The following is a 16,465-nucleotide window of genomic DNA, read 5'->3' as shown; positions in this document are numbered from 1 at the left end:
CGATGAGTCAAGACATTCGTATTATCTTTATGGGTACGCCTGAGTTTGCAGTGCCATCGCTGAACATGTTACTGGACAACGGTTATAACGTGGTCGGTGTGATTACACAGCCCGATAAGCCACAGGGACGAAAAAAAATATTGACGCCTACACCAGTCAAGGAAGCGGCAGAAAAACGCGGATTACCTGTACTGCAACCGACCCGCCTGCGCCAGCCAGAAGCGGTGGCCCAGGTGGCAGAGCTGCGTCCTGATCTGATCGTAACCGCAGCCTATGGGCAAATTTTGCCTAAGTCCGTACTAGACTTGCCTCGGTTCGGCTGTCTGAATGTGCATGGTTCGTTACTTCCCCGTTATCGGGGAGGTGCACCGATCCAGCGTGCGATTATTAACGGTGAGACCGTAACGGGTGTGACGCTGATGTATATGGCGGAAGGACTGGATACTGGCGATATGATATCGCGAGTTGAGGTTGCTATAGAGCCGGAGGATACCTCCGGTACGATTTTTGAGAAGTTAAGCGTAGCTGGAGCAAAGCTTTTGCAGGACGAGCTGCCTAAGTTGCTGGCAGGCCAATCAGACCGTACGCCGCAAAATGAGGACGAGGCTACCTATGCCCCTAACCTGAACCGCGACGATGAGCGCATTTCGTGGAGTGACAATGCACAGCAGATATACAACCGGATTCGCGGCCTTGTTCCCTTTTCCGGCGCGTTTACGCTTTGGGAGGGAAATGTTTTTAAAATATGGGCTGCTGAGCAGCCTTTCATAAATAATGAAGTGAGTGTCTCAAATGCTCCAGCACCCGGGACGGTTCTTCAATTGACCGCTCGTGGCATTGAGGTGCAGACAGGCGAAGGAACTCTCTGGCTGACTCAGGTTCAACCGGCTGGCAAAAAAGTTATGGATGCTGGAACCTTTGCACGCGGCGGACAGATGAAGCCAGGCATGGTGCTCGGATGAGCGGGAGTCACTCCCGCCAGGGAGGCCAAGGCAAGGGAGTGGGTGCCAGAACCGGCAAGACTCGCAATCAGACGGCGCGGGAAGTTGCACTTGATGTGTTGACCAGTGTGGAGCAAGAGGGTGCGTATAGCAATATTGAGCTAAATCGTCGGCTTCAGCAGGCAGGTTTGTCTGCAAGTGATGCTGGTTTGGCGACGGAACTTGTATACGGTACAGTCGCACGCCGAAATACACTAGATTATTTTTTGAATAAATTTGTTCAAAAAGGAACGGCCAAGCTTCAGGCTTGGGTACGTTCGTTGCTGCGGATGAGTGTGTATCAGGTGGTGTATCTGGATCGAGTTCCGGATCATGCAGTCGTTAGTGAAGCGGTGACCATTGCCAAGCGGCGTGGGCATCAGGGTATTTCCGGTATGGTCAACGGCGTGCTCCGCAGCATGCTGCGTGAGCCGGACAAGCTGCGTATTCCTGACGATTTGTCACCGGAGGAACGGATTTCATTAGAACATTCCCATCCACAGTGGCTGGTTAAGCGCTGGATTAAGCAGTACGGTGCAGATACTGCTGAGGCTATCTGTCAGGCTAATAATGAGCCCCCTGCGGTCAGCGTACGGGTGAATACGACAATGATCAGTCGTGATCAGCTGCTGGACGAGATGAACTCAAAAGGGCTTGATGCCGTTCCTTCGGCAGTTAGTCCCTATGGGATTGTTGTTCGTAGCGGTGGAAATATGGCGCTTACCTCGTGGTATACGGACGGCTTGCTGTCCGTACAGGATGAAAGCTCCATGCTCGTTGCCGAAGCAGTCGCTCCTGAGCCTGGCATGCTGGTACTGGATTGCTGTGCCGCTCCAGGTGGCAAAACAGCTCATATGGCTGAGCTGATGAAGGATCACGGACGGATAGTTGCGAATGATCTGCATGCCCATAAGCATCAATTAATTCGTGAACAGGCTAATCGACTTGGTCTGGATGCCGTGGAAACAGTCACTGGTGATGCGCTAGAACTGAAGGAACGATATGCTCCAGCTTCTTTTGACCGTATTTTGCTGGATGCGCCATGCTCTGGCTTTGGAGTGATTCGTCGTAAACCGGACCTGCGTTGGAGCAAAACTGCGCAGGATGTTCGCGACATTACACAGCTTCAGCATGAGCTGCTGGATAGTGTGGCGGGACTGTTGAAGCCAGGTGGTATTCTGGTATACAGCACATGCACGATTGAACCGGACGAAAATGAAGGACAATTGACTCAATTTTTAAGCGAACATCCAGAGTATGAATTGGCAGAGGGTCATTCCTTCCCGGACGTGAGCCGCGAAAAGGATAGTATACAGGGAGGCTCGGTACAGCTGTTACCGCAGCATTTCCACAGCGACGGATTTTATATCGCGCGCCTGCGTCGGGTGAAATAGCGCGGAAGAGAATTCCAGGCAGCTTTCCACCAGTATTTCCACATTCCGCCGGAACATTTCCGGCGGTTTTTTGCATGAAGACGAAAAATTTTTACCCCCTCAGGGATTTGTGCTAAAATAGGAAGAATGAAAAATACTATCTGCGATCAAACAGAACTTAATGAAGAAGGAACGGGTGCAAACATTGATGAAACCTTTTATATATGATTTAACTCTGGAGGAGCTTCAGGACTGGGCCAAGAACAATGGCGAGCCTGCTTTTCGTGGAGGACAAATTTTTGACTGGCTGTATGTGAAGCGAGTCAATGATTTCAGCGAGATGACGAATTTGTCCAAGGCGCTGAGAGAGAAGCTTGAGGAGCAATTTAGTTTTGTGACGCTTAGTGAAATTACAAAGTTGGAATCGAAGGACGGTACAGTAAAATTCCTGTTCGGTTTGCACGATGATCATGCCATTGAAACGGTCATTATGAGACACAATTACGGAAACAGCATTTGTGTAACGACTCAAGTGGGTTGCCGGATTGGTTGTACTTTCTGCGCTTCGACGCTCGGAGGCCTCAAACGGAACCTGACGGCTGGTGAAATTACTGCACAGGTGGTGCAGGCTCAGAAAATTTTGGATAAAACCAATGAACGAGTGAGTAGCATCGTGATTATGGGCTCGGGCGAGCCTTTTGAAAACTATGAAGCGACCATGACGTTTTTACGTACAATGGTTCATGAAAAAGGTCTGAACATTGGTCAACGTCATATCACAGTGTCGACCAGCGGTATTGTACCGAATATTTATAAATTTGCCGACGAGGATACCCAGATTAATCTGGCAATATCCATTCATGCGCCTAATGATGCGCTTCGTTCGAAGCTGATGCCTGTAAATCGGCGTTATCCCTTTAAGGATGTTATGGATTCTCTACGTTACTATCTTGCTAAGACGGGGCGGAGAATTTCGTTTGAATATGCCCTGATTGGTGGGGTAAACGATCAGGCAGAACATGCTGAAGAGCTAGCAGATGTGTTAAAGGACATGCTGTGTCACGTCAATTTGATTCCAGTCAATCATGTGCCTGAGCGCAAGTATGTACGCACATCACGCAGTGATATTTTTAATTTCCAACGTATTCTTGCCGAAAAAGGCGTCAATGTGACGATCCGGCGTGAACAGGGTCACGATATTGCCGCTGCTTGCGGTCAGTTGCGTGCAAAGCATATGGAGTTGGGGTGAAACCATTTGATCAAAACAGTTCATGTCAGCCATGTCGGACGTGTACGTTCGGTGAATGAGGATTCTGCCTGGATCAGGCACTTGGAGCAAGGCTATATCCTTGGGATTGTTGCCGATGGTATGGGGGGGCATTTGGCCGGTGATACGGCCAGCCGCCTTGCGGTAGAGACACTTGCCGCTGATTTGGCGACGCTGGAGAGCGGATTATCCGCACATTCTTTGACGGCGGCGCTCAGCGACGCTATTTTGCATGCCAATGAAGTCATCTTCCAGACGGCTGCACGCGATGAAAAGTATCATAATATGGGAACGACAGTTGTTGCGGTTTTATTAAACGACGCATCCGGAATTATCGGACATATCGGTGACAGTCGTGCCTATGTCATTTCTAAAGGAGCGGTACGTCAGCTTACAGAAGACCATACTTTGGTTAATGAGCTGTTCAAAAACGGTCAGATCAGTAAGGAAGAACGGGAGAACCATCCTCGTCGCAATGTACTGACACGGGCGCTGGGCACTGATTCCGAGGTGAAAGTGGATATTGACTCCATTGCGCTGGAAAAAGGCGATGTACTGTTACTGTGTAGCGACGGATTAAGCAATCTGGTAACGGAAGAACAAATCAGCAAAGTAGTAGGTGCCGCAGAGAATCCTTTGGAGGAGCGCGCGGATCGTCTGCTACATCTGGCGTTGCTTGCCGGAGGAGACGATAACATTACTGTAGCTTTGTTTGAATTGCCCGACGACACGGTTTCATTGAGTGAAAAGGGGTGTGACGCATGATCGGGCACCTGCTAGGGGGAAGATACGAAATTATTGAGCGTATCGGTGGCGGCGGTATGGCGCTGGTGTATAAGGCTCAAGACATTTTGCTGAATCGCAATGTCGCAGTTAAAGTGTTGCGCCAGCAATTTGTTCATGATGAGGAATTTATTCGCCGATTTCGGCGTGAGGCGCAGTCTGCGGCCTCGCTTTCGCATTCGAATGTGGTCAGTATTTATGATGTCGGCCAAGAGGATGAAATCCATTATATTGTAATGGAGTGCATAGAAGGTAAAAATTTGAATGAGATTATTAAAGAACGTGCACCATTGCAAGTGGATGAAGCAGTACGGATTGCTTCCCAGATTTGTGATGCGCTGGAGCATGCCCACCAAAATCAGATCATTCACCGAGACATTAAGCCTCATAATATATTAATTGGACGTAATGGACGGGTTAAGGTAACTGATTTTGGGATTGCTAGAGCTGTTACGTCAACGACCATTACCCAGACGGGTTCTGTTGTGGGTTCTGTTCATTATTTTTCACCTGAGCATGCAAAGGGTGTCGTCACCGGCGAAAAATCGGACTTATATTCTTTAGGTATTGTCTTATATCAAATGCTGACAGCGCAGCTCCCTTTCCTGGGAGAAAGTCCAATTAGTGTAGCGCTCAAGCACTTGCAAGAGGAATTTGAGGAACCACGTAAAATTAATCCGTTGATTCCGCAAAGTGTGGAAAATGTCATTCTAAAATCCATGCGCAAAAATCCAGAAGAGCGTTATCAATCGGCAGACGAAATGCTAAAAGATCTAGAAACCTGTTTGCTGCCGGGACGGCGTAATGAATCCAAGCTGGAGTTTACACATTTGGATGATGAGGATCAAACACGGGTTATTCCGGCTATTAAGCCTCAACAATTAGGGATGTCTTCTAGTGGCGATGATGTACCTGCTCAACCGCGTGAGTCTGAACAGCTTTCGAGCAAGCAATCGTCCAAAAAAAATAGAAAAAAAGCGATCTTGTGGGTAACACTAGTGTTGGTGTTACTTCTGTGCATGGGCGGAGTGGTGTACTATGTGCAAAGTGTACTTGTCGTGCCTGAGGTAAAAGTACCAGGTGTATTGACACAAACAGAAGACCAAGCGAAGGTTAATCTCAGTAAAGCGGGATTACTCATTGAGGAGCCAATCCAGCATGAATACAAAGAGGGAATCGCGCCTGGAGTTGTATTTTATCAAAGCTATCCTGCAGATTCTTTAGTCAAGGAAGGAACCAAGATTAGTCTGAAAGTCGGGATTGCCAAGCCGCTCACCCCGATGCCGGATGTCAAAGGCCAAAGCTACGAGAATGCTGTTAAGCTGCTGACCGCCCAGCAAATTAAGGAGACGCAGATTCAGCAAAATGAGCAGTTCAGTGATCAGGCCGCGGGGACCGTCCTTAGTCAGACACCCGCTGCAAATGAGCCATTTGATAAGGACTCAGTCCAGGTTGTGCTCACAGTCAGCAAGGGCGCTGATACTGTGAAAATGCCAAGCCTGGTAGGGAAGACGCAGAACCAAGCAGAAAATGAGGTTAAAAAGGCAGGGCTGAAGGTTGGCTCGATTAAAGAAGAATTTAGCTATGAGCAGGAAAAAGGAAGAGTAACCAAACAGTGGCCGTCAGAGGCAGGCAGTGAGTTGCCACCAAATACGGAAATTACGTTTTATGTAAGCACGGGTTACCCGCCAGAAGCTATTACACTACCATTTAATGTGCCTGTTGCGCCGAAGGAAGAGGGCAAAAACAGCAAAATTCGTATCACTTATACGGATGCGCGTGGAGAAAATCAGGAATGGGGAAGCCGTACGATTAATACGACACAGATGTTCACTATCAATCTGCTAATGGCTCCGAACAAAGACAGTGTTGTCTCAGTATTTAGAGATGGTGACTTTATTGATACGTATCCAGTCTCTTATATTGAGGCGAAAAATGGAACGGTGACGATGCCCCAAATTGCTCCGCCTGCTGGAACTTCACCAACGGATACACCTGATGGTACTTCCTCGCAGAATGGAAGTGGAAACGGCGAGGAAGGTGATAGCGGGGGATCTTCTAATGATACTGGCAATAGTGGAGGCGACTCGAACAATCAGGAGGGCACAGGAGGTAATGGTGACCCTTCCGCCTTTGTTCCTGGAACGAATTCCACGGGGAGTACGCGCAGTGAGTTGGCGGTTAGTCATAAAAACAACCCAGGCCACGCAAAGAAGGAAAAAGTGATTGAGGCTGTTCAGCATCAGTAAACTTGCAATAGGAAGATGCTCAACCTGTTATACGCAATGAAACTTGAACATTATGAAGGAGGACATCTTACACATGCCTGAAGGTCTGATCGTCAAGGCGCTTAGCGGATATTATTATGTCTCCAGCCTGGATCAGGATGGGCGTCCGGTATCTGGCGAAGCTACGGTACAATGCAGAGCACGCGGCATTTTTAAGAAAAAAGAGATTACGCCTCTTGTCGGTGATCGGGTCGTTTACGAACTGACTGAGAACGGGGAAGGTATGGTCGAGGAGATTAGAAAGCGTACGACAGAGCTAATTCGTCCTCCAGTAGCTAATACCACGCTAGCCGTGCTACTGTTTTCCTTGCGTGAGCCGGATTTAAACCTGCCTTTACTGGACAAATTTTTAGTCCATATTGAGCACGCCGGACTGGATACGATTATCTGTTTGACTAAGCGCGATTTGTATGAAGGCAGTCCTTCAGAGGATGACACCGTGCTGGCCGTTCAGGAAATGTACCGGAAGATCGGTTATGAGGTGCTGGTAACCAGTGCCCGTACCGGAGAAGGGACGGCTGAGCTTAAGAAGCTGTTGGCTGGTCAAATCAGCGTGTTTTCCGGGCAGTCAGGTGTAGGAAAGTCTTCCATGCTTAATGCTCTGGAGCCTGGGTTAACGCTGGAGACGAGCGCCATAAGCAATAAGCTGGGCCGAGGAAAACATACGACTCGTCATGTGGAGCTGATTCCTCTAGACAACGGAGGGTTTGTAGCAGATACACCAGGGTTTAGCCAGCTAGATTTTCTGGAGCTAGGTGTGGATGAGTTATCTCCCTGTTTTCGTGAATTCCAGCAGTATGCGGAAGGATGTAAATTTCGGGGGTGTACCCATATTCACGAGCCTAGCTGTAAAGTAAGAGAGGCCCTGGAAGAAGGCCATATTTCACAGGGACGATATGATAGCTATTTGCAGTTCTATCAGGAATTAAAAGAAAAAAAGCGGAGGTACTGAGTATATGTTAAAAATAGCACCGTCGATTTTATCCGCTGATTTTGCTCGCTTGGGCAGTGAAGTTGCGGAAGCTGAGGCAGGAGGGGCAGACTGGATTCATGTGGATGTAATGGATGGACATTTTGTATCCAATATTACACTGGGCCCACCTATCGTTCAGGCTATTCGTCCGCATACGACTCTTCCCTTGGATGTTCATCTGATGATTGAGCATCCTGAACGCTATATTGGCGATTTCGTAAAAGCAGGAGCCAACATCATCACTGTTCATGCTGAGGCCTGTGTTCATTTGCATGGTGTCCTTCACTTGATCAAGCAGCAAGGCGCTCTGGCTGGAGTGGCTCTCAATCCGGGTACTTCACCATACGCGATCAAGGAAGTGCTGCCAAATGTGGATATGATTCTGGTGATGACGGTCAATCCTGGCTTTGGAGGTCAGTCCTTCATTCCAGAGACGTTAAATAAAATCAGACAAATCCGTGCTTGGCTGAACGAATTGGGCCGTCCAGATGTACATATCGAGGTAGACGGAGGTATTGCGGAGGAGACGGCACCAGCCGTATTTGAAGCGGGGGCTGACGTGTTAGTGGCTGGTAGTGCGGTATTTGGCAGAGCAGACCGCGCAGCGGCTATTGCTGCGATTCGGGACAGTGCAGCTCGTTTGTCCAAGTGAAGCTGACTGAAGCATTGTGGATGACTGTAGCGAGCATGGCGACGGGGTTGACCCTTAGCTGTTTCTCGCTAGTGAAGGCTCCTTGGAATGCTGTTCTTTCACTTTTGGCTGTTCTAATTGTACTGTTTTATTTTCGAAAAAATGAACGGCGGGGTTTACGAATAGGTTTTGTGGTGTGCAGCGTACTTTATTATATCCTGTTTATTTTCATACTCTCAGCATATCTCTATGTTCGCGGACTTGTCTGATGGTATAGCCTGGGATGGTTGTGCATAAATATGGTTACATGAGCGGGATTCTCATGTAGCCTTTTTTTTGTGGGGCAACAACCCTTGACAGGTTGCATAAACTACAGAGAACGGATGCAGGAGGATGATGGGGAGGGTGAGGCATGAAGTTTTACACAATCAAGCTGCCAAAATTTCTGGGTGGATTCGTTAAAGCCATTTTGAATACATTCCAGAAAAACTGAATTCAACGTAATGTAAACACAGGATGTAGGATGAAAACTGGAGGTACACAGGGCACGCTTCCCGGGCACAACAGATAGGTAGCTCGGCAGTAAAAGATAGGAACGCACGGGAAGGTGCCTGACATTTTGTTCTCCTGAACCAGATGGATATTACTTTTCGAATAACCAAAAAAGCACCCGTTTAAAACGAGGTGCCTTTTGCTTATAACGATATTTTTTTACGACTACACGCGAGTCACTTTACCGGCTTTCAATGCACGAGTGCTGACATAAACGCGTTTCGGTTTACCGTTAACGAGAATGCGAACTTTTTGTACGTTGACGCCCCAAGTACGGCGATTACGGTTGTTAGCGTGAGATACGTGGTTACCGCTGCCAGGCTTTTTGCCTGTTACAGAACATTTACGAGACATGATTCCACCTCCTATTCTGAAAATAACCAAATTCCATACGGAACGGGTCTCTCTTCAGGCCGACTGGGTCAGCCGGACTTTGTAAGTCACTAACCTGAACAAAACAATACTTAAATATAATATCATAGTCAAAAAAGCTCCGTCAACTGATTCAAAAACTTTATTTATTTCTCTTTCGCATTATAGTACAATATGGGATAGTTATTGCTGCGATTATTTTGTATTAAAATGGAATGTGAATTCTTATTCCAGTCATGCCGGCAGTTCAGAGGCGGGACTATAGTCATCATTCCAGCCGATGATTTATTGTTAGGCAGTTGACTGGTTTTTCATTTTATATGACCTGTAGAAGAACGACCAGACGTGAGTACAAGAGCTTACGAAAGTGTGATATTCGTATTCGTCGTCTGGCTTTAGTATAATTCAATTGAACCTGTACGCACAGTTGAATAAGGTGTTGTGAAGGTTGATAGTAAAACAAGTGTATTAAGCTAGGAAGGGGAATTCTCTTGAGTAATCGTTCTTTGAATGGAACAGATTTTACCGCAATGGTTTTAGCCGGGGCGGAACAATTACAGCAGCATGCGGAACATGTCAATTCACTAAATGTATTCCCAGTGCCAGACGGTGATACGGGAACCAACATGAATTTGACGATGAGCGCGGGCGTAACGGAATTAAAGAGGGGGGACTCGTCCTCCATCGGTGTCATGTCCGGCATATTATCCAAAGGTTTGCTGATGGGAGCCCGCGGCAATTCAGGGGTTATCCTGTCTCAGTTGTTTCGTGGCTTCAGCCGTTACGCTGCCCCATACGAGGAATTGAATACCCTTCAGTTCGCATCGGCATTGCAGAGCGGGGTGGATGCGGCCTACAAGGCGGTTGTTAAGCCGGTGGAGGGTACAATTCTTACCGTGGCGAAGGAAGCGGCCAGGCATGCTGTGTTTTTCTCGCGCCGGACGAACGACATCACGGAACTGATGGAAGAAGTGCTTGCCAAAGCGAAGGAAACGCTTGCCATGACGCAGGACATGCTCCCTGTATTGAAGCAAGTAGGAGTTGTAGATTCGGGTGGGCAAGGTCTTGTGTACATTTATGAAGGTTTTATGCAGCATCTTGGAAGCGGCTTGGTGACGTCTTCAACTGCAAAAAGTGATAATGTACGCACGGTTTTTGCTCCTCACGTATCGGAGAGACCTACTGCTACTGCAGTTGTTCCTTCCCCAGATGCGCCGATTTCTGCGCAAGCGAAGCTCGAAACGGATAATATTGAATTTTTGTATGATATGGAGTTTTTTATTAATCGACAATTGGGCGAAGCGCAAGGTACCGATTTTGATGAGGAAGCCTTCCGGAAAGCGTTAGCAGTAGATGGTGATTCTATTATCGTAATTTCAGACGATGATGTCATCAAGGTTCACGTGCATTCTAAGGCTCCTGGTGAAGTGCTGAATTTGGCACTGCGCTACGGAGAAATTACACAGATTCGTATTTTAAATATGCGCGAGCAGCATCGTGATTTGTTGTCTGCGGGTATGGATGTTGCTCCTGAGCCTGAGTGGTTTGCTGAAATACCAACAGAGCCTGCACGTGAGGAAGAGCCGTCTGAGCCCCCCGCTCATGAACTGGCATCCTTTGGTTTTATAGCTGTGGCTTCCGGTGAAGGAATTGCTGATATTTTCAGAAGTTTAGGCGTCGATGTTGTCCTTTCTGGCGGCCAGACAATGAATCCGAGCACAGAGGACTTCGTTAATGCGGCGCGTTCGATTGCGGCTCAACATATTTTTATTCTTCCGAATAATTCCAATATTATTTTGGCGGCAGAACAAGCACGTGAACTGCTAGAGATGGAACGTATGGTGTCGGTTATTCCGAGCAAAACAATTCCTCAGGGGATTGCGGCAGCATTTGTCTTCCAGGAGGAAGAGGCTTTTGAGGTAAATCAGGACAATATGCGTGACGCAGTCACTCGGGTGAAGTCTGGGCAAGTGACCTACGCGGTACGGGATACGACACTGGATGACCTGCATATTACAGCCGGGCACTACATCGGTATTCAGGATTCCAAGATTGTAGCGACCGAGGAACACTTAATGGCAACGTCCCGTCTTTTGCTAGCGAAAATGCTGGTGAATGGCGATGAAATTGTTACGATTCTCACAGGTTCAGACGCGAATCAAGAAGACACAGATCAGCTTGTTGCATGGCTTAAAGAAAATTATGCGGATGCTGAAGTGGAAGTTCATGAAGGTGGTCAGCCGATTTATCCTTATTTGTTCTCAGTGGAAACCTGATGTGCTTTAGCACGCCCATGGAAGTCCACAACAAAAGGAGGTCTGACTGATGAGCAGTACCATCATTTTGACGGATAGCACGGCTGATATTCCACCTGAATTAGCAGACCGTCTCGGTATAGTTGTTGTACCATTGACAGTGATGTTCGGCAGCACAGCTTACCTGGACGGCATTGAGATGTCAGCGTCGCAGTTTTACAGCGAACTAGTACGGGCTGATGAGCTACCTACGACATCACAGCCTTCACCAGCCCGTTTTTTGGAGACATACACGACGCTGTTGGAGCAGTACCCCGAGAGCCAGGTTATCTCTATCCATTTATCCTCGGGTGTGAGCGGAACGTATCAGTCTGCTCTGCTGGGCAAATCCATGCTGGAGGAGCATGAACATAGAGTGACTGTGGTGGATTCCAAATCAGCTTCATACGGATACGGCATGCTAGTGGTTTATGCGGCAGAGCTGGCGGCTGCCGGGCATTCCCCGGCTGATATCGTTCGGGCTGTGGAACGTCGTGGGGAGCGCCGTCGTTTGTATTTCCTGGTGGATACCCTGGAATACTTACAAAAAGGCGGACGTATTGGCAAGGCAGCGGCAATGGTTGGTACGTTACTTAACATTAAGCCGATTCTTTCGATTGACAAAGAAGGCACTATTTATTCGGTTGATAAGGCGAGAGGGCATAAAAAAGCGACAGCACGTATAATTGAACTACTGGAGCGGGATTTAAAAGGCCAAAAAATTAATATTGCTGTGGGTCATACGGCAGATCGCTCAGCGGCAGAAGCGTTCGTGGCTCAGCTGGCAGAGCATTTTGAGCTGGGAGATCGAATATATACTGAACTTGGCGCTGTGATTGGGACCCATGTAGGGCCAGGAACGATTGGCATTTTTGTATGGCCGGCCGGAGATGAGAGGTAATATGCTGCAATTGGATCAAATACCTTTAAAACAAATACATGGCGTGAGTGCTCTCAAAGAGGGAGAGCTTCACGCTTTTGGCATTTCTAACATACAGGACATGCTGGAATATTATCCGTTTCGGTATGAAGATTACCGACTGCGCTCGCTAAGCGAAGTGAAGGATGGAGATAAGATTACAGTACAGGCCAAAATTATGGGCATTCCGGTGCTTCAGCGTTACGGGCGCAAATCAAGGTTGACTTGTAAATTGATGGCCGAGGATTGGATGTTTACCGCGACGTGGTTTAATCGGCATTTCATGAAGGAGCAGCTAACCTCTGGTCGTGAAATTGTGGTGACTGGTAAATGGGATCTCAAACGGATGCAGATGACTGTTGCAGATTCTGAGTTTCCTGATAAAGGAGTAGCCCGCTCGGGGACACTTCAACCGGTGTACTCTATAGGCGGCAAGATTACGCAAAGCTGGATGCGAAAAACAATGAGCCAGACACTCCAGCAGTTTGGTGAAATGATCCCCGAAATATTGCCTGAGTTGCTTGTGCGTAAATATAGTATGATGCCGCGCAAGCAGGCTATTGCGGGTATACACCAGCCTCAGGACAACCGCGAGGGGCAAGAGGCTCGTCGGCGGATGGTGTATGAGGAGCTATTTTTATTTCAGCTGAAAATGCAGGCATTCCGGGCGTTAAATCGTGGTCGAGCGGACGGGGTGGTACATACGGTGGATAACGCCACGATTCGTGAATTTGTAAGGGCTTTGCCTTTTGAATTAACGGATGCACAGAAGAAGGTAGAGCTTGAAATACTGCACGATCTACGCTCACCTTATTGTATGAACCGTCTGCTTCAGGGAGATGTTGGGTCAGGTAAAACAGTTGTTGCTGCCATCGGTTTATTTGCCACAGTACGTTCCGGTTTTCAGGGAGCGCTGATGGTGCCAACTGAAATATTGGCCGAGCAGCATATGCGATCGCTTCACAAGCTGTTTGAGCCCTTTGGAATCAGTGTGGGCCTATTGACTGGGAGTACAACCGGGAAGAAGCGTAAGGAGCTCCTAGCTGCTCTCCAAATGGGTCTGCTGGACATTGTAGTAGGCACCCATGCTCTCATTCAGGAGGATGTATATTTTCGCCAGCTTGGGCTTGTTGTAACGGATGAGCAGCATAGATTCGGAGTGAATCAGCGTAGTGTACTGCGTCGCAAAGGCTATAATCCCGATGTGCTGACGATGACGGCCACACCGATCCCCCGTACGCTGGCCATCACTGCGTTTGGCGATATGGATGTTTCTACGTTGTCAGAGCGGCCGAAGGGGCGTATTCCAATTTCCACCTATTGGGTGAAGCACGAACTGATGGATCGGGTACTTGGTTTTATTTCCCGCGAGGTAGATCAGGGACGGCAGGCTTATCTGATTTGCCCGTTGATTGAAGAGTCGGAGAAGCTGGACGTACAGAATGCCATCGATTTGCATATTCAAATGCAACAGGCTTTTCCACATTACCGCGTTGGGCTATTGCATGGACGAATGACTCCCGCAGAAAAGGAAGAAGTTATGCGTTCTTTCTATGCGAATGAGGTTCAGTTACTCGTTTCAACGACGGTTGTGGAGGTGGGGGTAGACGTTCCCAATGCGACGCTAATGATCATTATGGACGCGGATCGTTTTGGGCTGTCCCAGTTACATCAATTACGTGGACGTGTCGGACGGGGAGCACATGCCTCGTATTGTGTACTGATCGCTGATCCTAAGTCGGAGGTTGGTCAGGAGCGGATGAAGGTTATGACCGATACGGACGATGGTTTTGAGGTGGCTAGACGCGATCTGGATTTGAGAGGGCCGGGTGACTTTTTTGGCACCAAGCAGAGTGGGCTACCCGAGTTTCGTTTAGCAGATATGGTAGCGGATTTTGAGGTGCTGGAAAAGGCGCGGGAGGATGCAACCGATCTGATTAAGGATTCGTCCTTTTGGACATCTCCGCAGTATGAAGCACTGCGCGGTTATTTGCAAAAAGAACAGATTTTCCAGGGGGATCTCATCGACTAATCCACATGAATCATGAGGTTGTTCTAAACGTTTTAAACAGATAGGCACAATGGACAGGCTGGCCGTCATATATTTGGGAATGACCGAATGATATGGGAGGTGTGGCAACATTGAGCTATCAGCAATATGGAATCAGTCCGCAACTGGTGGAGCGGATTAAGTTGAAAATGAAGAATCGTGCGCTCAAGGAGCGGGTTAAGCAGCAGATTGAAGGTGTGACTAAAGCGGACCTGCAAAATAAAGCTAAGGTGCGTCATCTTGTGAAGTCCACTTCTGCTATTTTAAACGAGCGTTTGACAGCTGCGCAGGAGGAGCAATTGACCGCCTTCGTATTGGCACAAAAAATTGATCCGTCCAATACATTCCATCTCATCAAGCTGTGGGGAATGTTCCGTTGATTGCTATTTGAAGAGGTGCTTCAAAGCGCTCTCCATGTTTTTTTGTGAAGCACAGATGAAAAAAGGATTGCCTGATATCAGGCGATCCTTTTTGGTTTGTATTAGTTCATTCCCCGGGCAATAGCTAGTGTGTGCTTATCATGAGACTTTTATTTGTAATGACCGCCAATTTTGATAGACCGTTCCATGGCCTGTCCGGCATCTGTTAACGACGATGCGCGCATGATGATGGACTGACCGTACCGATCCTTTAAAGTGTCCGTCACCTTTTCCAAAGCACGGGATCGCTCCTGATCCTCAAAAAAATCCAGCTGATACAGTTGATCATCCACCAATCCGCTTAAAGTAACCCCTGCGCGCTTCACGGGCATATGATTCCAAAAAGTATAAAAGATTTTTTTAACGGTTTCATATACCTTTTGGGTATGGTTTGTAGGATCGGGTATCTTCATTTGTCGGGAGAATCCGGTTGGTGCCTCGTAGGGACTGCATATACAATGAACAGTCACAACCGAGCCCATATATCCTTTGCGGCGGGCGTCCCGACACACCTCCTCTGTTAGTTCAAGCAGGATGGTTTCCACTTCCGCAGGCTGGAGATAGTCGCGGGGAAGAGTCATCATATGACCGATGGATTTGGGAGGTGTATTAAATGTTTCCGGCTTGACCGGGCTGTGATCGATCCCGTTAGCAGTTCGCCATATCACCTCTGCCTGAATATCGGACTGCTTGCCGAAATGAGACCGGAATCTGTCCTGTAGCCGGGGTAAGGGAGTACGTGCAATATCTCCAATGGTGTGTAGTCCAAGCTTCTCCAAATGCCGTTCCATGCGCGAACCGATGCCGAACATAAGACGTACTGGCTGAGGCCACAGCAACGCTGCAATATCGGATGTAGGCAACAAGAAAATGCCACTGTCATTTTTTTTAGCCCATATATCTGTTGCGGTTTTAGCCAGCATTTTGTTGGAGCTGATGCCAATTCGAATCCATACTCCTGTTTGTGCCAGTACCTTTTGCTGAATTTCACTTGCAATACTCACCGGATCCCCGAACAGGGAGAGGCTTCCGCTCATATCCAGAAACTGTTCATCAATGCTGAAAACCTCAACCAAATCCGTATATTCATTATAGATTTCTGTTATTTTTAATGAGACATCGATATAATGCTGCATACGTGGGCGTACAATGATAAGGTCAGGACATTTTTTCACCGCTTCTCCCAGGCGTTCTGCTGTAGATATACCGTATTTTTTGGCCAGCGGACACGCAGCTAAAATAATGCCTGAACGAAGTGCAGGGTCACCGGCCACAACGAGTGGCTTATGTTGGTATTTGGGATCATCTGCTTTTTCGATGCTGGTATAAAAACTTTGGCAGTCCGATAAGAATATGGTTCTATTTCTGCTTTCCTTCAAAAATCCGACCTCCTCTCCTGATATGTGTGGGTCATCCTTCCAAAATATTCTTGAATGTATACTCTTATAGTAGTATTATATACAGAACAAGTGTTCCTAATACAAATGTATTTTTTGGAACGTTACAGTTTACGTAAAACCTAACATGGCGTATCATAATATCTTGAGCAAAAACAAGTGGAAAT

14 protein-coding genes are annotated in these 16,465 nt (G+C 47.7%); 12 read left to right on the top strand and 2 right to left on the bottom strand.

The features are described 5' to 3' along the window. Positions 1-2: 2 nt before the first annotated feature. The 8 genes from fmt to spoVM all read left to right on the top strand — a co-directional run bounded on the left by fmt (position 3) and on the right by spoVM (position 8,788). A complete protein-coding gene (gene fmt / locus NSS66_RS09355; protein ID WP_028540562.1) occupies positions 3-962 on the top strand; it encodes a methionyl-tRNA formyltransferase in 960 nt (319 codons plus the stop codon). After that, entirely contained in the window at positions 959-2,374 is a 1,416-nt protein-coding gene (rsmB, locus tag NSS66_RS09350; RefSeq protein ID WP_340958812.1) for a 16S rRNA (cytosine(967)-C(5))-methyltransferase RsmB, read from the top strand. Before fmt ends, rsmB begins: the two co-directional genes overlap by 4 nt. A 187-nt stretch (positions 2,375-2,561) precedes the next feature. Beyond that, positions 2,562-3,602 (top strand): 23S rRNA (adenine(2503)-C(2))-methyltransferase RlmN, encoded by a 1,041-nt coding sequence (gene rlmN, locus NSS66_RS09345; protein WP_013310887.1) that lies wholly within the window; start codon positions 2,562-2,564, stop codon positions 3,600-3,602. Between the two features lie 6 nt (positions 3,603-3,608). After that, entirely contained in the window at positions 3,609-4,385 is a 777-nt protein-coding gene (locus NSS66_RS09340; RefSeq protein WP_025723490.1) for a Stp1/IreP family PP2C-type Ser/Thr phosphatase, read from the top strand. Further along, entirely contained in the window at positions 4,382-6,652 is a 2,271-nt protein-coding gene (gene pknB, locus NSS66_RS09335) for a Stk1 family PASTA domain-containing Ser/Thr kinase (protein WP_023989301.1), read from the top strand. Before NSS66_RS09340 ends, pknB begins: the two co-directional genes overlap by 4 nt. Positions 6,653-6,725: 73 nt before the next feature. Continuing rightward, positions 6,726-7,643 carry a ribosome small subunit-dependent GTPase A gene (gene rsgA / locus NSS66_RS09330; protein ID WP_023989300.1) on the top strand — a complete coding sequence of 306 codons (918 nt, stop codon included), beginning with the start codon at positions 6,726-6,728 and terminating at the stop codon, positions 7,641-7,643. A 4-nt stretch (positions 7,644-7,647) separates the two neighbouring features. Beyond that, the gene (rpe, locus tag NSS66_RS09325; protein WP_023989299.1) at positions 7,648-8,316 is read left to right on the top strand and encodes a ribulose-phosphate 3-epimerase; all 669 of its coding nucleotides are present in this window, start codon (positions 7,648-7,650) and stop codon (positions 8,314-8,316) included. A gap of 391 nt (positions 8,317-8,707) precedes the next feature. Further along, positions 8,708-8,788, top strand: a complete 81-nt coding sequence (spoVM, locus tag NSS66_RS09320; RefSeq protein ID WP_010345573.1) for a stage V sporulation protein SpoVM — start codon at positions 8,708-8,710, stop codon at positions 8,786-8,788. Positions 8,789-9,012: 224 nt separating this feature from the next. Here spoVM and rpmB read toward each other — a convergent pair whose 3' ends face one another. Continuing rightward, entirely contained in the window at positions 9,013-9,201 is a 189-nt protein-coding gene (gene rpmB / locus NSS66_RS09315; RefSeq protein ID WP_013310881.1) for a 50S ribosomal protein L28, read from the bottom strand. Positions 9,202-9,710: 509 nt separating this feature from the next. Between rpmB and NSS66_RS09310 the strand changes: the two genes are divergently transcribed. The 4 genes from NSS66_RS09310 (at position 9,711) to NSS66_RS09295 (ending at position 14,862) form a co-directional block, all read left to right on the top strand. Continuing rightward, on the top strand, positions 9,711-11,495 hold the full coding sequence (locus NSS66_RS09310; protein WP_340958811.1) for a DAK2 domain-containing protein: 1,785 nt from the start codon (positions 9,711-9,713) through the stop codon (positions 11,493-11,495). A gap of 49 nt (positions 11,496-11,544) precedes the next feature. Beyond that, on the top strand, positions 11,545-12,414 hold the full coding sequence (locus tag NSS66_RS09305) for a DegV family protein (RefSeq protein ID WP_340958810.1): 870 nt from the start codon (positions 11,545-11,547) through the stop codon (positions 12,412-12,414). A gap of 1 nt (position 12,415) precedes the next feature. After that, entirely contained in the window at positions 12,416-14,464 is a 2,049-nt protein-coding gene (gene recG, locus NSS66_RS09300) for an ATP-dependent DNA helicase RecG (protein ID WP_034095059.1), read from the top strand. Positions 14,465-14,574: 110 nt separating this feature from the next. Next, complete coding sequence (locus NSS66_RS09295) at positions 14,575-14,862, top strand: stage VI sporulation protein F (RefSeq protein WP_013310877.1); 288 nt, start codon at positions 14,575-14,577, stop codon at positions 14,860-14,862. A 149-nt stretch (positions 14,863-15,011) separates the two neighbouring features. On the opposite strand, the gene NSS66_RS09290 is transcribed toward NSS66_RS09295, so the two are convergent. Next, complete coding sequence (locus NSS66_RS09290) at positions 15,012-16,280, bottom strand: DNA polymerase IV (protein ID WP_068941516.1); 1,269 nt, start codon at positions 16,278-16,280, stop codon at positions 15,012-15,014. Between the last annotated feature and the right edge of the window lie 185 nt (positions 16,281-16,465).

The organism is Paenibacillus sp. FSL R10-2748 (assembly GCF_038005565.1).
Taxonomy (GTDB): Bacteria; Bacillota; Bacilli; order Paenibacillales; family Paenibacillaceae; genus Paenibacillus; species Paenibacillus polymyxa_B.
The sequence above is the reverse complement of the archived record's forward strand: the minus strand, read 5'-3'. Positions and strand labels throughout refer to the sequence as shown.